The following is a 22,622-nucleotide window of genomic DNA, read 5'->3' on the forward strand; positions in this document are numbered from 1 at the left end:
CGCCGCCGGATCGGCCGGGTGGTTGTGGGGCGGCGGACCAGTGGGAAAGGATGCCCTCATGACGGATGCACCGGTCGAACGAGGAGAGCTCATCACCCCTGGCGGGAACCGGGACGGAGACGAGCCCGCGCCCGCCGACACGGAAGTGGACGAGAACAAGGAGTTCGTGTCCGAACCGGCCAAGGTCATGCGGGTCGGCTCCATGATCAAGCAGCTCCTCGACGAGGTGCGCTCGACGTCGCTCGACGAGCCGTCCCGCCAACGGCTCCGGGCCATCTACGACACCTCGATCACCGAGCTCGGTTCTGCGCTCTCGCCTGATCTGCAGGAAGAGCTCGAGCGCCTCGCGTTCCCCTTCGCCGAGGAGGGCACCCCGAGCGAGGTCGAGCTGCGCGTGGCCCAGGCCCAGCTGGTGGGGTGGCTCGAGGGTCTCTTCCACGGCATCCAGGCCACGTTGTTCGCTCAGCAGATGGCGGCCCGCCAGCAGCTGGAGAACATGCGGGGCCAGCTACCTCCGGGTGCTCGTCCGGGTCCGCCCGAGGAGCGCCCCGGCACCTACCTGTAGCGACGCAGGGTCTCGGGGCGACACGAGACCTCTGCAGCGACGTGGGATCGGGCCCAAGGTCCCTTCCCCATCCCCTCCGCCATCCTGCAGTGTTGCGCTATGGGATCGGAGACGACGGGCCCACCGGTCACTCACGCCCCCCGCCGGGCGTGGAGGGCCGTGGCCCTCCCGTCCGAGCACGGCGGGTGGGGACTGACCCTCGAACCCGCCCTCCTCGGGCTGTTGGTCCGTCCGTCCCTGGCCGGGCTGGCGCTCGGTCTGGGCGCCTTCGTGGCCTTCCTGGCCCGGACCCCGCTCAAGGTCGTCCTCGTCGACCGTCACCGTCGGCGGTGGTTGCCCCGCAGCTCGCTGGCCTTGCGCATCCTGCTCGCCGAGGTGGCGCTGCTCGCCGTGCTGGCCACCGTGGGGTTGGTGGCGGCCGGGTGGTCGTGGTTGGTGCCGGCGGCCCTGGCGGCGCCGCTGGTGGCGCTCGAGCTCTGGTTCGACATGCGCAGCCGCTCCCGTCGTCTGCTGCCCGAGCTGGCCGGGGCGCTGGGCATCGCCGCCGTCGCCCCGGCGATCGTGGTGGCCGGCGGTGGCTCCACGGCCCTCGCCGCCGGGACGTGGCTGGTGCTCTCGGCTCGGTCGGTCGCCGCCATCCCGTTCGTGCGGGTGCAGATCGAGCGACTGCGCCACGGAACCGGTGCGATCCGCCTCAGCGATCTGGCCCAACTGGGTGGCGCGGTCCTGGCCCTGGTCGCGGTGGTGGTGGACCGGAGGATGTGGTTGGGCGTCGTCGTCGTGGCGGTGCTGCTGGTGGCGGAGGCCGTGGCGGTGCGGCGGCCCCCGGTGCCGGCCACACGGTTGGGCGTGGCCCAGCTGGTCGCCGGGCTGGTGCTGGTGGGGTTCACCGCCGCCGGGGTCTGGCTGGGGTGAGCGCACCGCCGGTTCAGCCGGGCGGCGCGGTGGCCTCCCACCCCCGTCGTTCGAGCTCGGCGGCCAACAGCTCGGCCGGCATGCCGCGCAGGGTGAGGGCCCGCTCGGCATCGAGGCGCTCCGCCGCGGCCTGGGCCCGCCGCTCGGCGGCGGGCGACAGCGTGGGGTGGGCCAGGTCGGGTGGTCCCGCGTCGGTGTCGTCCGTCGGTGCGTCGGCGTTCAGGAGCTGATCGATCAGCGCCGAGGCCTCCTGTTTGGAGAACTTGCCGCCGGCTTGGCGCTGGGTGAGGCCGAGGGGGTGACGGGCCTCCCGGAAGCTGGCGAAGCCGGCCTGCTCGACCAGCGACTCGAGGTAGGCGAGCTGCTTGGCGGACGCGGGCGGCCCGCTGCGGGCACCGAAGCTCATCGGCGCGGCGGGCCGGATCGGCTGGAGGGGATGGTCATGGCGCCATCTTCGCTCGACGGTGGGACAGTCCGCACCGCCGAGGGGCGCGCGTCGGGATCGTCGATGGCCGATCTCGACGCGAGGGTCTGCACCGGCTAGTCAATGGTTGTGCGATTGGAGATCACCCGTCGAGCGGACCTGGCCACCCGGGCGCTCGTCGCCCTCACCGACGACGGTCGGCGCATGAAGGCCGCTCAGCTCGCCGAGGTGCTGGGCACCACGGCCGGCTTCGTGCCCCAGATCCTGCATCCCCTGGTGGCCAAGGGATGGGTGGGGTCCGAGCCGGGGCCCGCCGGCGGCTACACGCGGGTGGCGCCGCTGGAGGGCATCTCGGTGCTGGAGGTCATCGAGGCGGTCGACGGGCCCACCGTCACCGGCCGTTGCGTGCTCGAGGACCGGCCCTGCACCGAGATCGGGCCGTGTGCCCTGCACCACCCCTGGTCACGGGCCCGGGCCCACCTGCTCGACGAGCTCGGGGCCACGCCGCTCTCGGATCTCGACGTCGTCGTCGCTGCTCCGCCGGTGGGCGAAGCGCCCTGAGTCCGGTGGGCGGGGCGCCCTGAGCCCGGTGGGCGAAGCGCCCGGCTCTCGGGTTGCCGGCGGCGATCGGGGTCGACCGGAGCCGGCCCCGGGGTTCGGGGCCGGCTCCCCGGGTCAGACCGTCGTGACCTTCGCCTTCGACAGCGAGTAACCGGATGCCAACAGGACCAGGCCGAGGAGGATCAGCACGACACCTGCCAGCACCGCCACCACGGCCAGCGTGGCACTCGGCCACAGCATGATCAGGGCCCCGACCACGATGGTGATGACGGCCTGCAGGCCCATCGCACTGCGGCCCATCTCCTTGGGGACCTGGAACGAGACGATGAGGCCGAGCAGGCCGGTGATCACCAGGTTCAGCCCGATCAACCAGATCACCACGTTCACGGTGACGTCGGGCCAGAACAGCAGCGCCAGGCCGAAGCCGAGGTTGACGACCCCGCGCAGCAACAGCAGGCCCCAGTAGTTGCCCTGGCGGTGGGTGGTGACGGCCTCGACGATCTGGCCGAACCCGACCACGACGAACAAGATCCCGAGCACGCGGGCGACCACGACGGTGGTGCGGTCGGGCCACACCAGCAACACGATGCCGGCGATGAGGCTCAGGGCCCCGACCGTGTAGGCGGTGATGCGCGACCCGCGCAGCAGATCCATGGTGGAACGATCGTCTAGGGCCATCTGGGGCCTCCCCCTGCGTCGGTGTTCTGCGCGGATCGTACGGCCGGACCCGGCCGTCGGCGTGGATCCCGCCGTGTCCATGGCGCCCTCCTCGCCAGCTCGTCGGGACGCGATGAGCGAGAAGATCGCGGGCTACCATCGGTCGTCGGAGCACCACACCGGTGTAGTTCGCGTTCACAGGGGTCTGTGGGCGTGGCATCGGTGGGGTGGAGGGCCTGCTGCGCCGTGCGCAGCGCGAGCGGTTTCGAGGAGTCGTCGGGTGCCGGATTCGTTCACCCACCTGCATCTGCACACCGAGTTCTCGATGCTCGACGGCGCCGCCCGGGTCGGCGACGTCGTGGCCGCGGCGGCGGCCGACGGCCAGCCGGCGGTCGGCATCACCGACCACGGGAACATGTACGGGATCCTCGACTTCTACAAGGCGGCCAAGGCCCAGGGCGTCAAGCCCATCATCGGCACCGAGCTCTACCAGGCCTACGAGCACCGCACCGAGCGTCCGGCCCGGCGGGGCCGCATGGACGACTCCGGCGGCGAGGCCGAAGGGGGGCGCAAGGCCTATTACCACCTGACCGCCCTGGCCGAGAACGCCACCGGCTACAAGAACCTCATCCAGCTCTCGAGCCGGGCCTACCTCGAGGGCTACTACATGAAGCCCAAGGTCGACTGGGAGCTGCTCGAGGCCCACCACGAGGGCATCATCGCCACCACCGGCTGCCTCGGTGGTCAGGTGCTGCAAGCCCTCATGCAGGGCGACGAGAAGGGGGCCGTCGAGAAGGCCGCCCGCCTCCAGGACATCTTCGGCAAGGACAACCTGTTCGTCGAGCTCCAGGACCACGGCATCCCCGAGCAGCGCACCACCAACCCCCAGCTGCTGAAGATCGCCCGCACCATCGGGGCGCCGCTGCTCGCCACCAACGACAGCCACTACACCCACCAGCACGACGCGGTCTCCCACGACGCCCTGCTGTGCGTGCAGACGGGGTCGCTCATGAGCGACCCCGATCGCTTCAAGTTCCACGGCGACCAGCACTACCTGAAGACCGCGGCGGAGATGCGCTCGTTGTTCGACGAGGTGCCCGAGGCCTGCGACAACACCCTCTGGATTGCCGAGCGCTGCGAGGTCGAGATCGAGTTCGGCAAGCCGCAGCTGCCGAACTTCCCTCTCCCGGAGGGGTTCACCGACGACGCCGACTACCTGCGCCACCTCACCTTCGAGGGCGCCCACCAACGTTGGGGCGACCAGCTCCCCGACTCCGTCGTCGAGCGCCTGGCGTACGAGCTCAAGGTCATCGGCGACATGGGGTTCAGCTCCTACTTCCTCATCGTCTGGGACCTCATCCGCCATGCGCGCGACGCCGGCATCCGGGTGGGGCCCGGGCGTGGCTCGGCGGCCGGGTGCGCGGTGGCCTACACGCTGCGCATCACCGACCTCGACCCCATCCGGTACGACCTGCTGTTCGAGCGCTTCCTCAACCCGAGCCGCATCTCCATGCCCGACATCGACATGGACTTCGACTCCCGCTTCCGCGACGAGATGATCCGGTACGCGGCGGAGCGCTACGGGCGAGACCACGTGGCCCAGATCGTCACCTTCTCCACCATCAAGGCCCGGGCCGCGGTGCGCGATGCGGCGCGGGTGCTCGGGTACCCCTACGCAGTGGGCGACAAGGTGGCCAAGGCCATGCCGCCGCTGGTCATGGGGCGCGACACGCCGCTCTACGCCTGCCTCGACGAGCACCCGAAGTACCTCGACGGCTACAAGATGGCGGCCGACCTCCGCGAGATGTTCGCCACCGATCCCGACGCCCGTCAGGTCATGGAGGTGGCCAAGGGGCTCGAAGGGCTGCGTCGCCAGGACGGCATCCACGCCGCCGCGGTGGTGATCACCAAGGAGCCGCTCACGGAGTACCTGCCCATCCAGCGCAAGCCGGAAGCGGGCAAGGACCCCGAGGACTCCCCGGTGGTCACCCAGTACGAGATGCACGGGGTCGAGGAGCTGGGCCTGCTCAAGATGGACTTCCTGGGCCTGCGCAACCTCGATGTCATCACCGACACCGTGGTGATGCTGCGCGAGACCCAGGGCGTCGAGCTCGACATCGACGACGTCCCCCTCGACGACGACAAGACGCTCCAGCTGCTGCGCGACGGCGACTCCATCGGTGTGTTCCAGCTGGAGGGTGGGCCCATGCGGGCCCTCATGCGTTCGCTCGCGCCGACCTCGTTCGAGGACGTAGCGGCTCTGGTGGCGCTCTACCGACCGGGTCCGATGTCGGCGAACATGCACAACGACTACGCCGACCGCAAGAACGGTCGCAAGCCCATCGAGTACCTGCATGCGGACCTCGAGGAGATCCTCGGTGACACGCAGGGCCTGATGATCTACCAGGAGTCGGTGATGCGGGTGGCGCAGAAGTTCGCCGGCTATTCGCTTGCCGATGCGGACAACCTCAGGAAGGCCTGCGGCAAGAAGGACCGGGCGCTCATCGCCAAGGAGCGCGAGAAGTTCGTGGCCGGCACCGAGGCCACCGGGTACGGCGGGGCCATCGGCACCTCGCTGTTCGACATCATCGAGCCCTTCGCCGACTACGCGTTCAACAAGAGTCACAGCTACGGCTACGGCTACGTCGCCTACCAGACCGCCTACCTCAAGGCGCACTACCCGGTCGAGTACTTCGCCGCGCTGCTCACCAGCGTCAAGACCAACCTCGACAAGGCCGCGGTGTACCTGGCCGAGTGCCGCCAGATGGGCCTCGACGTCCTGGTGCCCGACGTCAACGTCTCGGCCAGCGACTTCATCGCCGTCGAGCGCCCGGGCGAGAACCCGGCCATCGCCTTCGGTCTCTCGGCGGTGCGCAACGTGGGGGAGGGCCTGGTCGGTCACATCCTCACCGAGCGTGAGGCCAACGGGCCCTTCCTCGACTTCTACGACTTCTGCGACCGGGTCGACACCACGGTGCTCAACAAGCGCACCATCGAGTCGCTCATCAAGGCCGGCGGGTTCGATTCGCTCGGGTACAGCCGCAAGGGCCTGCTCGGCTTCTACGACAAGATCATCGACGAGACCGTGGCCCGGCGTCGCAAGGAGGCCGAGGGGCAGTTCGACCTGTTCTCGATGGCCGAACCCGACTCGGACGGCGAGGCCGGTACGGCCAACCGCTACCTCATCCCCACCGACGACTTCGAGAAGCGCCAGCGGCTGGCCTTCGAAAAGGAGATGCTCGGCCTCTACGTGAGCGACCATCCGCTCATGGGGGCCGAGGCGTCGCTGCGGCGGCGCACCGAGTGCACGCTCGACGAGCTCGAGGAGGTGGACGAGGGCGCCATCCGGGTCGTCGGCGGCCTGGTCACCTCCCTGCAGCGCAAGTGGACCAAGAAGGGCGACCTCATGGCCGTGTTCGTCCTCGAGGACCTCAAGTCCTCGGTCGAGTGCATGGTCTTCCCCAAGACCATGCAGGCCTACGGCCACCTCCTCGAGGACGATGCCGTCGTCATCGTCAAGGGCAGGGTCGACAAGCGCGAGGACCAGACGAAGTTCATGGCCACCGAGCTCGAGCGCTTCGAGCCCATCACCGACGGTGCGCCTCCTCTGCGGGTCACGGTCTCGCCGGCCGCCCTCAGCGAGGCCATGCTCACCTCGCTCAAGGCGCTGCTGCTGGAGCACCCGGGGGAGTCCCAGGTGTTCCTGCACCTCGGCGACCGCCAGGTGCTGCGCCTCCCCGAGGCGTTCTGCGTCGAGGTCCGCACCGGCTTGTTGGCCGAGCTCAGGGTGCTGTTGGGGCCCGCGGCGGTGAGCTCCTGAGCGCCGCTCGGCGGCACTCAGCTTGCGTCCGGCGGCCTGACGGGCTGGACTGGAGGTTCGTTTTCGGCTTCCTGGGGGCTGCACAGCAACATGGCGATCGAGGTCACGACCAAGGACTGCACCCAGCTCAGCGACGCCGAGTTGGCCGAGATGGCCGACATCTGCGCCGACGGGCCGGCCCACTTCGAGGCTGGTCTGCTGTCGAAGCAGGCCGAGGCCTGGGTGCTCGTGTCACTGGCCCGCGAAGGCGCGGGCCTCAAGGGGTTTTCGTTCTGCACGCTCGAGCGCATCGGCGGCACGCCGAGCGTCCTCATCGGGCTGGCGTCCATCAAGCGCATCTCCAAGCGGGACTCGGTGCTGCGGGCGCTCATGATGGACCAGTACCGCAGGGCGGTGTTGGCCTTCCCCGACGAGGACGTCCTCGTCGGCACCCGCTTCGCGTCACCGAGCGGGTACGAGGCGTTCAAGGCCCTCGATGACATCGTGCCCCGGCCCGATCACAAGGCCACGGGCGAGGAGCGCGCCTGGGGTCGCCGCCTGGCCAAGCGCTTCGGCATCGACAACGGCACCTACGACGACAAGGTCTTCGTGGCCAAGGGCGACGGCTCGTTCCCGTTGGCCCTCGATCACGAGACGCTCAAGCCCGAGAAGCTCGACGGGCGCTGCGAGGAGTTCTTCGCCGGCATGGAGCCCGAGCGGGGCGACTCGCTGATCGTCTTCGGCTGGGCCATGGCCGAAGACCTGGCCAAGCTCCGCTGAGCGGCACGGCCCCTGGACCGGGGCCCGCCCCCGTGGAGTTCGCCGACGTCGTCCGCCGCCGCCGCATGGTGCGGGCCTTCGACGGCCGTCCCGTCCCCGGCGACGTCCTCGATCGCATCCTCGACCTGGCGGTGCGGATCCCGGCAGCCGGCAACACCCAGGGCCTCGATCTGGTGGTGCTCGAGGGCGCCGAGACGGCCCGCTACTGGGACGTCTCCCTGCCCGCCGAGCGCCGCCGCGACTTCCCGTGGCCCGGCCTGTTGCGGGCCCCCGTCCTGCTCGTCCCGGTGGGCGACCCCTCTGCCTACGTCGAGCGCTACGCCGAGCCCGACAAGGTGGCCACGGGCCTGGGGACGGACCCCGACGCCTGGCCCGTGCCGTACTGGTACGTGGACACGGCCTTCGCCGCCATGGTGGCGTTGCTGGCCGCGGTCGACGAGGGGCTCGGCGCCTGCTTCTTCGGTCAGTTCGAGCACGAGTCGGCCCTCAAGGCGAGCCTCGGGATCCCCGCCGACCGGTGCCCGGTCGGCACCATCGCCCTGGGCTACGCCGATCCCCTCGGCGATCGGCGGAGTTTCTCCGCCGCCCGTCCGCGGCGTAGCCTCGAATCGGTCGTCCACCGGGGCGGCTGGTGAGGTGACGCCACCGCAACGCCTGCGTCAGAGGGGGATTGCCCAGATGGGGACACCTGTCCCGATGGTCGACTACCTGGAGCTCGGCGACGAGCCCCGCCTGGTCGCCAACGAATGCACCAACTGCGGTGCCCGGTTCTTCGATCACCGCGTGGCCTGTGCCAGCTGTGGCGGCCAGGAGTTCACCAAGGCTCCCGTGCCCACCGACGGCGAGGTCCGGGCCTTCACCATCGTCGGATGGGCCCCTCCGGGGGTCCCGGCGCCGTACGTGGCGGCCATCGTCGACTGCGGTGGCACCAGCGTGAAGGGCAACGTGGTGAACACCCCGCCCGATCCCGACCACGTCACGCTCGGCATGAAGGTGCGTCTCACCACCTTCCCGATCGGCACCGACTCCACCGGCACCGAGGCCATCGGCTTCGGCTTCGAACCCATCGAGGGGAACTGACATGGCAGACGACGTCTGGATCCTCGGGATCAACATGACCAAGTTCGGCAAGCATCCCGACAAGGAAGCGGTCGACCTGGCCTCCGAAGCCGCCATCGCGGCCCTCGCCGACGGTGGCGTGTCCATGAAGGAGATGGGGGTCGTCGCCGCCGGCAGCCTCATGAACGCCTCGGCCGGCATCGGCCAGCAGGTGCAGAAGCAGATCGGCCAGACCGGCATCCCCGTGTACAACGTGGCCAACGCCTGCGCCACCGGCGCCACCGCGCTGCGCACCGTGATGATGGCCATCAAGGCCGGCGAGGTCGACATGGGCCTGGCCGTGGGCGTCGAGAAGCTCTCGGGCGCCGGCATGCTCGGCGCCGGAGCGGGCAAGCCGGCCTCGGACGAGTGGACGCCCTCGGGTCGCTACGGCGCCGTTACCGGCCTCGACGGCCGGGTGGGCACCGACATGATGCCGGGAGTCTTCGCCCAGGTGGGCATGGAGTACGGGCACCGCTACGGCGGCACCAGCTTCGAGCTGTTCGCCCGCATCGCCGAGAAGAACCACTCCCACTCCACCCTGAACCCGCTGGCCGCCTACACCAAGGCGATGAGCCTCGAGCAGATCATGGGCGACCCCATGATCGCCTACCCCAACACCCGCTCGATGTGCTCGGCCAACTGCGACGGGGCCGCCGCCGCGGTGCTGGTCAGCGACGCCAAGCTCAAGACGCTCAGCCTCGAGCAGCGCAAGCGGGCCGTGAAGATCAGCGCCTCGGTCCTCACCACCGACCCGTGGGAAGAGGCCTGCCAGGTGCTCCCCAACGTCAACACCCTCACCCGCAACGCGGCCACCACGGCCTACGAGCAGGCCGGCGTCGGTCCCGAGGACCTCGACCTCGTCGAGCTCCACGACTGCTTCGCCACCGCCGAGCTGGTGCACTACGACAACTTGATGCTGTGCCCCGAGGGTGGTGCGGTCGACTTCTTCCAGTCGGGGGCCACCTGGCGCGACGGCTCGACGCCGGTCAACGTCTCCGGCGGCCTCGAGTCGAAGGGCCACCCGATCGCCGCCACCGGCATCGCCAACGTCTGGGAGGTGGCCCACCACCTGCGCGGCGAGGCCGGCGACCGCCAGATCGAAGGGGCCAAGGTGGGCCTGGCCCACGTCATCGGCCTCGGCTCGGCCTGCGGTGTGCACATCTTGGAGAAGTCCGCGGCCTGATCGGGCGCGAACCGTCGGGGTCCGTGAGGGGCCGGATGGTCCGCTTCGGTTTCGACGGAGGGCCCACCCTTCGGGGTGGGCCCTCCGTCGCGTCCGGCGCCATGGCGGGCGGGCGTTCAGGGCAGTTGGTGGACCACCAACGGGAGCACCCCGGTGGCGCCCGCCTCTCGCAGGAGCACGGCGGCGACGGTCATGGTCCAGCCGCTGCGGTAGGTGTCGTCGACCACGAGCAGGGGGCCGTCGGGCAGCCGGGCCCCCGGCCGCACCGACATGGTGGCGAGGAGGTGCTCGACCCGGACCTTGGAGGCGGCGTCGTCTGGCGGCGGGGGGCCGACCGACTCGAGGACGTCGAGCACCGGCAGCCGGCCCACCCGCCCGAGGTGCTCGGCCAGGCCGGTGATGCGTCCGGTGAGTCGTCGGGAGGGCACCGGGACGATGGCCACGGGACGAGCGGGCCAGTGCGCCTTCCACCGCGAGAGCACGTCGACGGCGCCCTGCAGGATGGCGTCCGGGTAGGGGGCGCCGGTGGGCCCGAGGGCCATCAGCTCGTCGTGCCACCCGGGGGTGTCGGCGAAGGCCAGGGCGCGCCCCTCGTCGGGACCCACGATGGCGCCCTTGCGGCCCACCCCTCCGGGCCAGCGCTTGCGCGGCACGAGCACCACGTCGGTGCCCCGCAGGAACACCCGGGCCTGCTCGACGTCGGCCGGGTCGAGCTGGCGGGCGGGGGGTGGGAGCTCGCCGGTGCACACCGAGCAGCGCCCGCACGGTCGAGGGTCCGGGTCGTCGAGCGCGTCCTGGAGGAAGCGCATCAGGCACCCGCGGCCGCGGGCGTAGTCGCGCATGATGTCGGACTCGCGGCGCCGCACGGCCCGGATCTGGTCCCACTTGGCGTCGTCGTGGTCGTAGCCGGCGCCGGTGGCCCGCCACCCACCCTGGACGCGTTCGACGGCCCCGTCGACGGCCACCACCCGCAGGAGCTGCTCGATGCGGCCGCGTCGCAGCCCGGTGGCTGACTCGATGGCCGGCACGCTGAGGGGGCCGTCGGCGTCGTCGAGCGCGGCGAGGGTGGCGGCCACCTCGTCGGGCCGGGGGATGGACGCCGTGGCGAAGTACTCCCAGAGGCGCTCGTCGGTCTCGGCCGGCAGGAGCACCACCGCGGCGTCGTCGAGCGCCCGGCCCGCCCGCCCGATCTGTTGGTAGTAGGCCACCGGGGAGTCGGGGGAGCCGAGGTGGAGGCAGAAGGCCAGGTCGGGCTTGTCGTAGCCCATGCCGAGGGCGGAGGTGGCCACCACGGCCTTCACCCGGTTGGCCCGCAGGTCGTCCTCGGTGGCAGCCCGCTGGGCCGGGTCGAGCTGACCGGAGTAGGGGGCCACGTGGTGGCCCTGGTGGCGCAGGTAGGCCGAGAGGCGCTCGGTCTCGGCCACCGTGGCCACGTACACGATGCCCGATCCCTCGAGGGTGTGCAGGGCGCGATCAGCCCAGGCGTAGCGCTCGAGAGGGCCGAGGCCGTCGATGACGGCCAGGCGCAGGGAGCGGCGGGCCAGCGTGCCGCGCAGGACCAGGGTGTGGGCCCCGAGCTGGTCGGCCACGTCGTCGGTGACGCGCTGGTTGGCCGTTGCCGTCGTGGCCAGGACGGGGACGCCGTCGGTGGCGGTGAGCAGGCGGGAGATGCGCTGGTAGTCGGGACGGAAGTCGAAGCCCCAGTCGGAGATGCAGTGGGCCTCGTCGATGACGATGAGGCCGGCGCCCGCGAGCAGCGTGGCGGTGCGAGCGGCGAAGCCGGGGTTGGCCAGCCGCTCGGGTGAGATGAGCAGCACGTCGAGGTGGCCCGCACCCAGCGCCTCGAGGATGTCGTCCCACTCGTCGACGTTGCCGGAGTTGATGGTGGCGGCTCGCAGCCCCGCTCGGGTGGCGGCGTCGATCTGGTCGCGCATCAGCGCGAGGAGGGGCGAGACCACGATGGTGGGGCCCCGCCCGTCGGCGCGCAGGGCGGCGGTGGCGGCCCAGTACACGGCGGACTTGCCCCACCCCGTCGCCTGCACCACGAGCACCCGGGCCTGATCGGCGACGAGGGCCCGCACCGCGGTGCGTTGGTCGTCGCGGGGGCGGGCGTCGGGCCCGGCCATGGCGGCGATGACGGCGTCGAGGTGGGCATCGGCGAGGTCGCCGAGGCGGGCCTGGTCGGTGGTGCCCATCAATCGAGGCGCGCGAGCAGCTCGTCGATCGTGGAGGCGGGCGCCTGGCACACGTAGCCCTGGCACACGTAGGCCCGTCCGTCGGATCCCGTCTCGGCGCGACCCTCCCACAGCGGTGTCTCGCGGGGGTCGCCCCAGGCCAGCACGGCCTGGGGGAGCCACCGGCGGTGCACCTCGGCGAGCAGGTCCGGGCGGTCGCCGGTGATCACGATCTCGGTGGTGCCCCGGTCGAGCAGGTCGACGGCGACCAGCAGGTGGCCGAAGGCGGTCGGGTGCTTGCCGGCGACGTCGCCGAGGAGGCGGACGACGGCGTCGGCCCGGTCACGGTGGGTGTGGTCGCCGGTGAGGGCGGCGAGCCGGGCCAGGCCCACCGCGGCGAGGCTGTTCGCCGAGGGCGTGGCGTTGTCCATCAGGTCCTTGGGGCGGGTCACCAGCGCCTCGGCGTCGACGCCGGTGGTGAACACGCCGCCCGCCTCGTCGTCCCAGAACAGCTCGACGAGCGCCCGGGCGATGCGGTCGGCCTCGTCGATCCAACGGGCCTGGCCGGTGGCCTCGGCCAGGCGCACGAAGGCCTCGACGAGGGCGGCGTGGTCGCCGGCGTAGGCCAGGAACCGGGCCGAACCGGCCTCGGGGTCGTCGGCGGGACCCTGCCAGGAACGGAGCCAGCGGCCGTCTGGGCCGCGGAGGTGGGCGACCAGGAACTCGGCGTTGGCCACCGCCGCGGCCAGCCACTCGGCGTTGCCGGTGGCCGCGCCCGCTTCGGCGAGGGCGGCCAGCATGAGCGCGTTCCACTCGGTGAGGACCTTGTCGTCGAGGCCGGGCCGGACTCGCTGTGACCGCGCGGCGAGGAGGGACCGGCGGGCCCGTTCGACCGCAGGAGGACGGGCCAGGTCGCCCCGCACCGGTCGCTCGAGGATGGTGACGCCCTCCCAGTTGCCGGCATCGGTCACCCCGTACCAGTCGATGGCCGCCTGGGCGTCGTCGCCGCACACCTCGCGGATCTCGTCGATGGTCCAGACGTAGAACTTGCCCTCGACGCCCTCGGAGTCGGCGTCCTCGGCGGCGAAGAAGCCACCGGCGGGGTGGCGCAAGTCGGTGAGGACGTAGCCGACGGTCTCCTCGACGACCTGGAGGAAGCGGGCCTCTCCGGTCACCTGCCAGGCATGGAGGTAGGCGGGGACCAGGAGGGCCTGGTCGTAGAGCATCTTCTCGAAGTGCGGGACGAGCCAGCGCTGATCGGTGGCGTAGCGGGCGAACCCACCGCCGAGGTGGTCGTAGATGCCACCCGAGGCCATGGCGTCGAGGGACGTGGTGGCGGCGGCGAGGGCCAGCTCGTCGCCGGTCGTGACGTGGTGGCGCAGCAGCAGGTCGATGGACATGGCCTGGGGGAACTTGGGGGCCCGACCGAAGCCACCGTGGTCCTGGTCGAGCTGGCCGAGCAGCCCGGTGACGGCCTTGGCCACGATCGCCGAGCTGGGGGCGACCTCGGCCGGTGTGAGACGGTCGCCGGAGCCGATGGCCTCGGTGAGCGCGTCGGCCTGCTCGACCAGGTCGTCGCGACGGTCGCGCCACAGCTCGGCCACCCGCCGGCACAGGTCGTCGAAGGCCATCTGGCCCCCGCGGGCCACCTTCGGGAAGTAGGTGCCGGCGAAGAACGGGCGCCCGTCGGGGAAGGCGAAGACCGTCATGGGCCACCCGCCGCTGCCGGTCATGGCCTGGGTGGCCTGCATGTAGACGGCGTCGACGTCGGGGCGCTCCTCGCGATCGACCTTGACCGCCACGAAGTGCTCGTTGACGACGGCGGCCACCTCGTCGTCCTCGAACGACTCGTGGGCCATGACGTGGCACCAGTGGCAGGCGGAGTAGCCCACCGAGATCAGCACCGGCACGTCGCGCTGGCGTGCCGCGGCGAAGGCGTCGTCGCCCCACGGGTACCAGTCGACCGGGTTGTGGGCGTGCTGGCGCAGGTAGGGGCTGGCTTCCTGGGCGAGGCGGTTGGTCCCGGTCATGGCGCCAACCTACCGACGCCGTACGACACACCCGCCCGGGCCCGGGCCAACGGTCGTGGGCAGTGGTCGTCCGGGTCGCGTGCTGATGGGCCAAGATGCCAGGGACCCTGCGATCCCGGGAGGCCCCGTGCCCGACGTACCCAGCCTGACCATGAACGACGGACGGATCATCCCCCAGCTCGGGGTCGGCGTGTTCCAGGTGCCGGCCGAGGACACCGAGCGCAACGTGCTCGACGCCCTCGAGCTGGGCTACCGCAGCATCGACACGGCGTGGGGCTACTTCAACGAGGAAGGGGTCGGTCGTGGCGTCGCCGCCAGCGGCCTGGCGCGCGACGAGGTCTTCGTCACCACCAAGGTCTGGAACAGCTACCAGGGCCGTGAGAAGACCATCGAGTCGTTCGAGGGCAGCCTCGAGCGGCTCGGCTTCGACCGGCTCGACCTCCTGCTCATCCACTGGCCGGCCCCCGCCAACGAGTTGTATCTCGAGACCTGGGAGACGTTCGTCGAGCTGCGCGACAGCGGGCGGGTGAGCTCGATCGGGGTCTCCAACTTCCAACCCGCCCACCTCGGACACATCATCCGGGAGACGGGCGTGGTCCCCGTGCTCAACCAGATCGAGCTCCACCCCTACCTGCCCCAGCACGAGCTCCAGGAGTTCCACCGGGCCCACGGCATCCTCACCGAGGCGTGGGGCCCCATCGCCCGGGGCAAGGTGGCGGACGATCCCACCCTCGTCGAGATCGGTCGATCCCACGGGGTGAGCCCGGTCCAGGTCACGATCCGCTGGGAGCTCCAGCAGGGCATCGTGGTGATCCCGAAGTCGGTCCACCGCGAGCGGCTCGCGTCGAACCTCGACGTGTTCGACTTCGAGCTCTCGGCCGAGGAGATGGCGGCCATCGACGCCCTCGACGCCGGTGAGGAGGGTCGCACGGGTCCTCACCCCGACACGTTCAGCTGACGCCCGGCTCCCGGGCGTCCCTCACCGTCGACGCTCCGTTCAGACCACGTGGGCGGGGGTGCGGGCGTGCTCCATGCCCAGGGCCACCCGATCAGCGGTCCCGGCGTCGACGAGGCGCTCGACGAGGTGCAGCGCCAGGTCGAGGCCGCTGGTCACGCCGGCGGCGGTGACGAGCGACCCCGCGTCGACCACCCGGTCGTCGAGGACGGTGGCGCCCGTGGCCGCCAGATCGCCCTTGGCCGCGTGGTGGGTGGTGGCCGGTCGGTCGCCGATGACCCCCGCCGCGGCCAGCAACATGGCACCCGTGCACACGCTGGTCATGAGGGCCCCGGCCTCGGCCGCGTCGTGCAGGGGCGCCGACCAGTCGCCCCGGCGGACCTCGCCCCACGCTCCCCGGTCGGCCTTGCGGGCCCACCCGCCGCCGGTCACCACGATCACGCCTGCGGCGCCCGGTTCGAAGACCCCGTCGGGTTCGAGGCGCAGGCCGAAGGCGGCGGTGACGAGGCGGGACGGCTGGCGGGTCACCAGCCGCACGTCGAGGTCCGCCCCGGCCGCCACCGCCGCCCGGAGCACCTCCAGCGGTCCCACGGCATCGAGCTCGTCGGTGCCGTCGAAGATGCAGATGTCGACCCGCGTGGCGTCCATCCCCCGATCGTGGCACGCCACGCGTGGACCCGGTCGGGTGGATGGGCGCACCCCATCGCCCCCGAGGGGCCGGTCAGGGCACTAGCGACCCTTGAACTCAGGCGTGCGCTTCTCGGCGAAGGCCCGCATGCCCTCCTTGGCGTCCTCGGAGCGCATCACCGGCACCACGTGGGAGATCTCGATGGGCTGGGCCTCGGCCTCGGGGAGCCATCCGGTCTCCACGACCGAGGCCTTGGCGGCGGCGACGGCGAGGGGGCCGTTGGCGCAGATGACCTCGGCGAGCTCTCGGGCCTTGGCCATCGACGCCCCCGACGGCACCACGTGGCTCACCAGGCCCCACTGCAGGGCTTCCTCGGCGGTGAGGGTGCGGCCGGTCAGCAACATGTCCATGGCCACCGCGTACGGGATCTGGCGCTTCAGGCGCATGGTCGAGCCCGCCCCGGCGATGAGGCCGCGCTTCACCTCCGGCACCCCGAAGGTGGCGTGCTCCTCGGCGATGCGGATGTCGGTCTGTTGCAGCATCTCGCAGCCCCCGCCCAGGCACTGGCCGTTGACGGCGGCGATGATCGGCTTGCGGCACCAGTCGGTGAGCAGCAGGCCGCGGCCGGTGATGCCCGGGTCCGCCTTCAGCCGCTCCTGGATGCGCTTGGCCTCCTCGGTGACCTCACCCGACATCCACCCGTCGGACAGGTCGCCGCCGGCGCAGTAGGCCTCGGTGCCGGCGCCGGTGAGGATCACGCAGCGGATGTCGTCGTCCTCGTCGGCCATCGCCCAGGCGTCGGCGAAGCGCACCAGCATGTCGGGCACCAGGGCGTTGCGGCGGTGCGGGCGGTTCATGGTCAGCACCAGCACCGGGCCGTCGCGCTCGACGAGCAGCGTGGGTTCGGGGGCGGTGGACGGGTCGGACATGGGAAGCACCTCGGCAACGGATCGAACGGGTCGCTGCACCTTGTCACGCCACTACGTTGCCGGCATGGAACTGCGACTCGACGGCAAGGTGGCCCTGGTGACCGGGGCCTCGAAGGGGATCGGCGCGGCAACCGCGAGGGTGCTGGCCGAGAGCGGCGCCCGGGTGATGCTCTCGTCCCGCAAGCACGAGCTGCTCGAGGCCACCGCCGCCGGCATCGATGGCGAGACGGCGGTGTTCGCGGCCAACGCCGGCGACCCGGACGCGGCGGCAGCCTGCGTGGCGGCCACCATCGAGCGGTTCGGCGCGGTCGACATCCTGGTCAACAACGCCGCCACCAACCCGTACCAGGGTCCCACCCTCGCCATCAGCGACAGCCAGTTCGACAAGACCGTGCAGGTGAACTGGAAGGGCCCGCTGGCGTGGTCCCGGCTGGTGTGGGAGGCATGGATGGCCGAGCACGGTGGGTCGATCGTCAACGTGGCGTCGGTGGGGGCGCTGTCGGTCGAACCGAGCATCGGCATCTACAACGGCACCAAGTCCGCCCTGTTGCACCTCACCCGCACGCTCGCCGCCGAGCTGGCCCCCGGGGTGCGGGTCAATGCCGTCGCGCCCGGGTTGGTCAAGACCGACATGGCCCGCGCCCTGTGGGAACGCCACGAGGACGCCATCGCCGAGCGCATGCCGTTGCGACGCCTGGGCGAACCGGACGACATCGCCACCGCCGTCATGTTCCTCGTCAGCGACGCCGCCTCGTGGATCACCGGCGAGACCCTGGTGGTCGACGGCGGGGTGCTGATGCGGTCCTGACCGCGCCTCGGTGGCGAGCGCGGCGGCGCCCGGCCCGTTCAGCAGGTCGTCGTCACCCGGCGCCGAGCGCCCGGCGGCGGACCTTGCCCAACAGCGTGCGGGGGAGCGCATCGACCAGCTCGAGGCGGCGAGGGGCGCAGTAGGCGGGCAGCGTCGCCTTCACCAGGTCGCGCAGCTCGTCCAGCGTCGGTGGGTTTGCCGGGTCCGAGGGGGCGGCCACGGCGGTGACCACCTGTCCCCAGGTCGGGTCGGGGCGCCCGACCACCGCCACCTCGGTGAGGGCGGGGTGGGTGGCCAGGACCTGTTCCACCGGGGCCGGCCACACGTTCTCGCCGCCGCTGATGATGAGGTCGCCGCGCCGGCCCTGCACCTGCAGGCGTCCGTCGGCGCCCACGGCGCCGGCGTCGTCGGTGTGCAGCCAGCCCTCACCGTCCACCGGCGAGGTGCCGTCGCGGTAGGCCCGCAGCAGCATCGGGCCACGCAGCCAGATCTCGCCGTCGACGATGCGGACCTCGACCCCCTCGAGCGGGAGGCCGTCGTAGACGACCCCGCTCCCTGTCTCGGTCATCCCGTAGGTCACGTGGCAGTTGGACGGCACGACCGCAGGGGGTGCGGATCCCCCGAGCACGATGCGGCGGAAGGCGCGGGGGTCGATGCGCTCGAGGGCGGTGGGCACCAGGCTGGTGAGGGTGGCGCCGCGCCCGGCGGCGTCGGTGACGGCCTCGGCGTCGAAACGGGGGTGGACTTCGAGGTCCACCCCGAGGGTCATGGCGCGCACCACCAGGGCGAATCCCGCGATGTGCGAGACGGGGAGGCAGCACAGCCAACGGTCGGTGTCCGGGTCCACGCCGAGGAGGGCGCTGACGGCGCGCGCCGACGCGGCGAGGGAATCGTGGGTGTGCACGACGCCCTTGGGCACGCCGGTGCTGCCGCTGGTGGCGACGACGGCGGCGTCGCCGGCCGCCACCGGACGTCCGTCGGGGAGGCGGGTCTCCTCCCCGGTGGCGTCGACCAGTCGGCTCGGGGCCAGCGCCCGAAGCGTGGCGGCCGCCGCGCCCGGCGGCAGGCGGGGGTCGAGGGGGAGGACGGCGTCGCCCCGGTCCCAGACCCGCCGGAGCGTGTCCACGAACTCGGGCCCGGTGCGGGCCACGGCCACCAGCTCAGGCATCACCGCCGAGGTTACGGGCGATGCCGACCCGGTCGGGATTCGGCGGGGTTCTCGGTGACGGGCCAAGCTGGCCGGGTGAACGCCTGGATCGAGGGGGCCCGGCCCCGAACGCTGCCCGCCGCCGTGGTGCCGGTGCTGGTGGGCACGGCGGCGGCGGCCGGCATGGCCGGGCTCGAGGGAGCCGGCAAGGGCATCGTGGCCTGGCGCGCCGGCGCCGCCCTGGTGGTGGCGTTGGCCCTGCAGGTGGGCGTGAACTACGCCAACGACTACTCCGACGGCGTGCGGGGCACCGACGACGACCGGGTCGGTCCGCTCCGCCTGGTCGGCTCGGGCACCAAGTCGGCCGGCGCGGTGAAGCGAGCGGCGCTGGTGGCCTTCGCGGTGGCGGCGGTCGCCGGGCTGGTGTTGGCCGCCGCCACCACCTGGTGGCTGCTGGTCGTGGGGGCGGCGGCCATCGCCGCGGCCTGGTTCTACACGGGTGGCCCCCGCCCGTACGGGTACGCGGGGCTGGGCGAGGCCTTCGTCTTCGTGTTCTTCGGGGTGGTGGCGACGACCGGTTCCGCCTTCGTGCAGATCGAGGCGGTCACGCCGCTGACCCTGGCCGTCTCGCTGCCCGTCGGGCTGTTGGCCACGGCCTTGTTGGTCGTCAACAACCTGCGGGACATCCCCGGCGACACCGCGGCCGGCAAGCGCACCCTGGCGGTGCGTCTGGGCGACCAGCGCACCCGGATCTTCTACGTCGGGCTGGTGCTGATGACCTACCTGTCGGTGCCCTTCATCGCCGGGCTGTCCGCCCGCCCGTTGGCGGCGGCCTCGCTGTTCACGGTGGTGCTGGCCCGTCCGGCGGTGCAGCGGGTGCTCGAAGGGGCTCGCGGGCCGGCGCTCATCCCGGTGCTGGGGGCCACCGGTCGCCTACAGCTGGTCTTCGGTGTGGTGATGGCCGCCGGGCTCTGGCTGGGGGCCTGAGCGTCGCGGCCCTGAGCGTCGCGGCCCTGAGCGTGGCGGCGCGGTCAGGGCGTGGGGCAGAGCACCCTGAGCGCCCCGGGGCGGATCTCGATGCGGCAGCTGCCCCCGACATCGATGGCCTCGCCGTCGGCGTTGAGCTCGCCCACGTCGCCGTCGAGCTCCACGGTGCGGGCCCGGGTGACGGTGACCGCGTCGGTGTCGCGACCGGCGGCATGGCGCACCGCCCGCAGACGAGCGACCCACGGTCGGGCCGGCACGACGATGACGTCGAGGGCCCCGTCGGTGATGTCGGCGCCGGGCACCAGCTCCACTCCGCCGAGGCGGGGGGCGTTGGCCACCGCCAACGCCAGAAGCGGTCCGTCGACGTCGACCGCCTGCCCGTCGATGCGCACCCGGCTGCGTAGGCCGCGGTACACCGCACCCGTGGCGGCCACCCCGACGGGATAGGCGAGGCGGCCGAGGAAGGGCTTGAGCGGCGTCGCCCGCTCGGCGCCGAGCACGCCGAGGCCGGCATGGACGGCGTTCACCACCAGCTCGGCGGCATGGCCTCCGTCGGAGACGGCCATCAGGTCGACCGCCCGCCGGTGGCCGTGGCGCAGCTGGTCGGCCGCCTCGCGGGGCTCGGCGGACATGCCCAGGTGGGTGGCGAAGTCGTTGGCCGTGCCGAGGGGCACGAACCCGACGGTCGCGGACGAGAGCAGGCCGACCCGCTCCAGGGCGTTGACCACGACGTGGGCGCTCCCGTCACCGCCGACGGCGACGAGGGTGCGGTCGCCGAGGTGGCCGAGGGCGTCGTCGAGGTCCTCGGGACTGGAGGTGACAGCCACCTCGGTGGGACCGTCGCCGGCGAGGCGTCCGGCGACGGTCTCGATGAGCTCGCGCCCGCTGGAGCCGGCCGAGGTCGACCCCACGACCAGCCACCCGCCGCGGCCGGTGGTCGCGCCGTCGCTCACAGGAACCGCCGTACGCCGGCGGCCACCTTGTCGAGGGCCACCCGGTGCAGGGGTGGGTCGACCCAGCGCTCCGCGACGACGATCTCGGAGCGCTCGAGGTCCTCGTCGAAGTCCTGGTCGAGTCGGGCGGTGAGGCCAGCATCGTGGATCACCAGGCTCACCTCGTCGTCGCGCTCCATCGAGCGCCCGTTCATGTTGGCCGAGCCGATGACAGCGGTCTCGCCGTCGACGGTGATCACCTTGGTGTGCAGCATTGTTGGCTGGAACTCCCGGATCTGCACCCCGGACGTGGCCAGATTCGCGTAGGAGGAGCGCGACGCGACCAACGACACCCGCTTGTCGATGTTGGGACCGGGCACCAGGATCTGGATGTCGACATCACGTCGCGCCGCCCGGACGAGGAGATCGAGGAACTCCTCGTCGGGGGAGAAGTAAGCCGTGGAGATGCGCAGGCGCCGCTCGGCCGAGGCGACGAGGACCCGGAACAGGTAGCCGACGTCGGACCACACGACGCTCGACTGTCCGTGCACGACGTGCACCGTGACGTTGCCTGCGGGCTCGGGCAGGGGACGAGAGGGCTCGGCGAGGAAGACCTCTTCGGTCTCGGACCAGTTCTGGATGAACGCGGCCCGCAGGCTGGCCACCGCGGGCCCCTCGACGCGGGCGTGGGTGTCGCGCCACTCGTCGGGGCCGCGGGCGTCGCCCTCCCACTCGGCGGCGATGCCGACGCCCCCGGTGAACCCGATCTTGTCGTCGCAGACCAGGACCTTGCGGTGGGTGCGGTGCTCGATGGTGCGGAAGCGGAAGCGCGACAGCGGGGGTCGGAACAGTCGGACGTCGGCCCCTGCTCGGGCCATCACGTCGACGAGGTGCTCGTCCATGCTGCTGGCCCCGATGGCGTCGAGCAGGACCCGCACGGCCACCCCGCGGTGCGCCGCCGCGCTGAGCGCGGCGGCCATCCGTCGGGCGATGTCGCCCGTCCAGTACACGAACGTGAGCAGGTCGACGGACTCCTCGGCCTCGTCGATGGCCGCCAGCATGGAGGGGAAGATCTCGTCGCCGTTGCGCAGGAGGTCGATGCGGTTGCCATCGGTCGGTGGCGTGCCGAGGGCGGTGGTCACGACGTCGGACAGTCGGGTCAAGGTCTCTCCTGGGCCGCGGGGCGTCGGTGGGGCGTTGGCCGTCCGGCTTCCTACCCGGGCGGGGGTGGCGCCATCCCTGGGTGGGTCCGCAGCCAGCGTCGCACGATCGAGGCGGTGTCGCCGGGGTTCTCGAGGTGGGCGGAGTGGCCGGCCCGGGGGACGAGGGCCACGGTCGTGTTGGGCCCGATGGCCTTGGCCATCCGGGCGGCCACGGCCGAGAACTTGGGGTCGTCGACCCCCGCCAGCACCAGGACGGGCATCGAGAGGCGCGGCAGGTCGTCCCACAGCGGTTCCTGGGTCCCGGTGCCGGCGAGGCGCAGGCTGGACGCCAGGCCCTCGGCGGTGTTGGCCAGTCGTGCTCCGAGGTGTGCCGTCTCCGGTCGGAGTCCCGCGAAGAGCGGCTGGGCCAGCCACTCGTCGAGGAAGGTCGCCACGCCCACGTCCTCGATGTGGTCGGCCAACTCGTCGTCGGCCCGCCGGCGCTGCGCCCGCTCCGTCTCGTCGACGATGCCGGCGGTGGCGCCGATGAGGACCAGCCGCTCGACCAGCTCGGGGGCCTGCAGGGCGAGGTGGAGCGCGAGCCGTCCTCCCATCGAGTAGCCGAGGTAGGTGGCTCGACCTCCGGCCTCGCCCAGGAGGCGGGCGCCCGCCACGAGGTCGGCTCGGATGTCGACGGCGCGTCCGTGCCCGGGGGCATCCACGGCGACGACGTCCAGCTCACGGGCGAGGTCGTCGGCGAACGGTGACCAGCAACGGCTCGTCTGGGTGAAGCCGTGGACCAGCACCAGCCGAGGGGCACCGTCGGGACCTCCGAGGTGGTCGACGGGCAGCGAGGCAGGGTCGGACACGCGGGCGACTGTACGCGCCGCCACCACGAGGGCCCC

At 72.0% G+C, this 22,622-nt stretch carries 21 protein-coding genes; 11 read left to right on the forward strand and 10 right to left on the reverse strand.

Features of this window, described 5'->3' with window-relative positions; genetic code table 11:
• Positions 1-58 precede the first annotated feature (58 nt).
• Together LUW87_RS01385 and LUW87_RS01390 are read left to right on the forward strand one after the other, a co-directional pair.
• The gene (locus LUW87_RS01385) at positions 59-565 is read left to right on the forward strand and encodes a bacterial proteasome activator family protein (protein ID WP_232669285.1); all 507 of its coding nucleotides are present in this window, start codon (positions 59-61) and stop codon (positions 563-565) included.
• A gap of 159 nt (positions 566-724) precedes the next feature.
• The gene (locus tag LUW87_RS01390; protein WP_232669286.1) at positions 725-1,480 is read left to right on the forward strand and encodes a YwiC-like family protein; all 756 of its coding nucleotides are present in this window, start codon (positions 725-727) and stop codon (positions 1,478-1,480) included.
• A 13-nt stretch (positions 1,481-1,493) separates the two neighbouring features.
• On the opposite strand, the gene LUW87_RS01395 is transcribed toward LUW87_RS01390, so the two are convergent.
• Positions 1,494-1,886: a hypothetical protein gene (locus tag LUW87_RS01395; RefSeq protein WP_232669287.1), complete on the reverse strand. Its 393-nt coding sequence runs from the start codon at positions 1,884-1,886 to the stop codon at positions 1,494-1,496.
• Between the two features lie 147 nt (positions 1,887-2,033).
• Between LUW87_RS01395 and LUW87_RS01400 the strand changes: the two genes are divergently transcribed.
• Entirely contained in the window at positions 2,034-2,465 is a 432-nt protein-coding gene (locus LUW87_RS01400) for an RrF2 family transcriptional regulator (RefSeq protein WP_232670864.1), read from the forward strand.
• Between the two features lie 114 nt (positions 2,466-2,579).
• Here the strand turns inward: LUW87_RS01400 and LUW87_RS01405 are convergent, their stop codons facing one another.
• Positions 2,580-3,119: an HdeD family acid-resistance protein gene (locus LUW87_RS01405; RefSeq protein ID WP_232669288.1), complete on the reverse strand. Its 540-nt coding sequence runs from the start codon at positions 3,117-3,119 to the stop codon at positions 2,580-2,582.
• Positions 3,120-3,402: 283 nt separating this feature from the next.
• On the opposite strand from LUW87_RS01405, the gene dnaE reads away from it, so the two are divergent.
• The 5 genes from dnaE to LUW87_RS01430 all read left to right on the forward strand — a co-directional run bounded on the left by dnaE (position 3,403) and on the right by LUW87_RS01430 (position 9,985).
• A complete protein-coding gene (dnaE, locus tag LUW87_RS01410; RefSeq protein ID WP_232669289.1) occupies positions 3,403-6,942 on the forward strand; it encodes a DNA polymerase III subunit alpha in 3,540 nt (1,179 codons plus the stop codon).
• 90 nt (positions 6,943-7,032) lie between these two features.
• Entirely contained in the window at positions 7,033-7,701 is a 669-nt protein-coding gene (locus LUW87_RS01415; RefSeq protein ID WP_232669290.1) for a hypothetical protein, read from the forward strand.
• A 32-nt stretch (positions 7,702-7,733) separates the two neighbouring features.
• Positions 7,734-8,336, forward strand: a complete 603-nt coding sequence (locus LUW87_RS01420) for a nitroreductase family protein (RefSeq protein ID WP_232669291.1) — start codon at positions 7,734-7,736, stop codon at positions 8,334-8,336.
• A 43-nt stretch (positions 8,337-8,379) separates the two neighbouring features.
• The gene (locus LUW87_RS01425; RefSeq protein WP_232669292.1) at positions 8,380-8,781 is read left to right on the forward strand and encodes a Zn-ribbon domain-containing OB-fold protein; all 402 of its coding nucleotides are present in this window, start codon (positions 8,380-8,382) and stop codon (positions 8,779-8,781) included.
• Between the two features lies 1 nt (position 8,782).
• Complete coding sequence (locus tag LUW87_RS01430; protein ID WP_232669293.1) at positions 8,783-9,985, forward strand: thiolase family protein; 1,203 nt, start codon at positions 8,783-8,785, stop codon at positions 9,983-9,985.
• Between the two features lie 116 nt (positions 9,986-10,101).
• Here LUW87_RS01430 and LUW87_RS01435 read toward each other — a convergent pair whose 3' ends face one another.
• Entirely contained in the window at positions 10,102-12,180 is a 2,079-nt protein-coding gene (locus LUW87_RS01435) for a RecQ family ATP-dependent DNA helicase (RefSeq protein ID WP_232669294.1), read from the reverse strand.
• Positions 12,180-14,189: a thioredoxin domain-containing protein gene (locus LUW87_RS01440; RefSeq protein WP_232669295.1), complete on the reverse strand. Its 2,010-nt coding sequence runs from the start codon at positions 14,187-14,189 to the stop codon at positions 12,180-12,182. The genes LUW87_RS01435 and LUW87_RS01440 overlap by 1 nt, the downstream gene beginning before the upstream one ends.
• Before the next feature lie 151 nt (positions 14,190-14,340).
• Between LUW87_RS01440 and LUW87_RS01445 the strand changes: the two genes are divergently transcribed.
• Entirely contained in the window at positions 14,341-15,147 is an 807-nt protein-coding gene (locus LUW87_RS01445; RefSeq protein ID WP_232669296.1) for an aldo/keto reductase, read from the forward strand.
• 39 nt (positions 15,148-15,186) lie between these two features.
• Here LUW87_RS01445 and LUW87_RS01450 read toward each other — a convergent pair whose 3' ends face one another.
• The gene (locus LUW87_RS01450; protein ID WP_232669297.1) at positions 15,187-15,792 is read right to left on the reverse strand and encodes a DJ-1/PfpI family protein; all 606 of its coding nucleotides are present in this window, start codon (positions 15,790-15,792) and stop codon (positions 15,187-15,189) included.
• A gap of 81 nt (positions 15,793-15,873) precedes the next feature.
• Positions 15,874-16,701, reverse strand: a complete 828-nt coding sequence (locus tag LUW87_RS01455; protein WP_232669298.1) for an enoyl-CoA hydratase-related protein — start codon at positions 16,699-16,701, stop codon at positions 15,874-15,876.
• Positions 16,702-16,765: 64 nt separating this feature from the next.
• Between LUW87_RS01455 and LUW87_RS01460 the strand changes: the two genes are divergently transcribed.
• Positions 16,766-17,509, forward strand: coding sequence for an SDR family oxidoreductase (locus LUW87_RS01460; protein ID WP_232669299.1), 744 nt, complete (start codon positions 16,766-16,768; stop codon positions 17,507-17,509).
• A 52-nt stretch (positions 17,510-17,561) separates the two neighbouring features.
• Here LUW87_RS01460 and LUW87_RS01465 read toward each other — a convergent pair whose 3' ends face one another.
• Positions 17,562-18,677, reverse strand: coding sequence for a class I adenylate-forming enzyme family protein (locus LUW87_RS01465; RefSeq protein WP_232669300.1), 1,116 nt, complete (start codon positions 18,675-18,677; stop codon positions 17,562-17,564).
• 75 nt (positions 18,678-18,752) lie between these two features.
• Here LUW87_RS01465 and LUW87_RS01470 point away from each other — a divergent pair, with 75 nt between their 5' ends.
• Positions 18,753-19,643, forward strand: coding sequence for a 1,4-dihydroxy-2-naphthoate polyprenyltransferase (locus LUW87_RS01470; protein WP_232669301.1), 891 nt, complete (start codon positions 18,753-18,755; stop codon positions 19,641-19,643).
• Between the two features lie 44 nt (positions 19,644-19,687).
• Here the strand turns inward: LUW87_RS01470 and LUW87_RS01475 are convergent, their stop codons facing one another.
• The 3 genes from LUW87_RS01475 to LUW87_RS01485 are packed head-to-tail and all read right to left on the reverse strand — an operon-like array spanning position 19,688 to position 22,586.
• Entirely contained in the window at positions 19,688-20,596 is a 909-nt protein-coding gene (locus LUW87_RS01475) for a diacylglycerol/lipid kinase family protein (protein WP_232669302.1), read from the reverse strand.
• Positions 20,593-21,738: a phospholipase D-like domain-containing protein gene (locus LUW87_RS01480; protein ID WP_232669303.1), complete on the reverse strand. Its 1,146-nt coding sequence runs from the start codon at positions 21,736-21,738 to the stop codon at positions 20,593-20,595. The genes LUW87_RS01475 and LUW87_RS01480 overlap by 4 nt, the downstream gene beginning before the upstream one ends.
• A 50-nt stretch (positions 21,739-21,788) precedes the next feature.
• On the reverse strand, positions 21,789-22,586 hold the full coding sequence (locus LUW87_RS01485; protein ID WP_232669304.1) for an alpha/beta fold hydrolase: 798 nt from the start codon (positions 22,584-22,586) through the stop codon (positions 21,789-21,791).
• Positions 22,587-22,622: the final 36 nt, after the last annotated feature.

Source organism: Rhabdothermincola salaria (assembly GCF_021246445.1).
In the GTDB taxonomy this organism is placed as follows: Bacteria; Actinomycetota; Acidimicrobiia; order Acidimicrobiales; family Acidimicrobilacustridaceae; genus Rhabdothermincola_A; species Rhabdothermincola_A salaria.

What these genes read in the sequence shown, in the direction of transcription:
- LUW87_RS01385 (WP_232669285.1), top strand. Translation starts at nt 59, where the DNA reads ATGACGGATGCACCGGTCGAACGAGGAGAGCTCATCACCCCTGGCGGG.
- LUW87_RS01395 (WP_232669287.1), bottom strand. Translation starts at nt 1,886, where the DNA reads ATGAGCTTCGGTGCCCGCAGCGGGCCGCCCGCGTCCGCCAAGCAGCTC.
- LUW87_RS01405 (WP_232669288.1), bottom strand. Translation starts at nt 3,119, where the DNA reads ATGGATCTGCTGCGCGGGTCGCGCATCACCGCCTACACGGTCGGGGCC.
- LUW87_RS01415 (WP_232669290.1), top strand. Translation starts at nt 7,033, where the DNA reads ATGGCGATCGAGGTCACGACCAAGGACTGCACCCAGCTCAGCGACGCC.
- LUW87_RS01425 (WP_232669292.1), top strand. Translation starts at nt 8,380, where the DNA reads ATGGGGACACCTGTCCCGATGGTCGACTACCTGGAGCTCGGCGACGAG.
- LUW87_RS01430 (WP_232669293.1), top strand. Translation starts at nt 8,783, where the DNA reads ATGGCAGACGACGTCTGGATCCTCGGGATCAACATGACCAAGTTCGGC.
- LUW87_RS01435 (WP_232669294.1), bottom strand. Translation starts at nt 12,180, where the DNA reads ATGGGCACCACCGACCAGGCCCGCCTCGGCGACCTCGCCGATGCCCAC.
- LUW87_RS01440 (WP_232669295.1), bottom strand. Translation starts at nt 14,189, where the DNA reads ATGACCGGGACCAACCGCCTCGCCCAGGAAGCCAGCCCCTACCTGCGC.
- LUW87_RS01445 (WP_232669296.1), top strand. Translation starts at nt 14,341, where the DNA reads ATGAACGACGGACGGATCATCCCCCAGCTCGGGGTCGGCGTGTTCCAG.
- LUW87_RS01450 (WP_232669297.1), bottom strand. Translation starts at nt 15,792, where the DNA reads ATGGACGCCACGCGGGTCGACATCTGCATCTTCGACGGCACCGACGAG.
- LUW87_RS01455 (WP_232669298.1), bottom strand. Translation starts at nt 16,701, where the DNA reads ATGTCCGACCCGTCCACCGCCCCCGAACCCACGCTGCTCGTCGAGCGC.
- LUW87_RS01460 (WP_232669299.1), top strand. Translation starts at nt 16,766, where the DNA reads ATGGAACTGCGACTCGACGGCAAGGTGGCCCTGGTGACCGGGGCCTCG.
- LUW87_RS01465 (WP_232669300.1), bottom strand. Translation starts at nt 18,677, where the DNA reads ATGCCTGAGCTGGTGGCCGTGGCCCGCACCGGGCCCGAGTTCGTGGAC.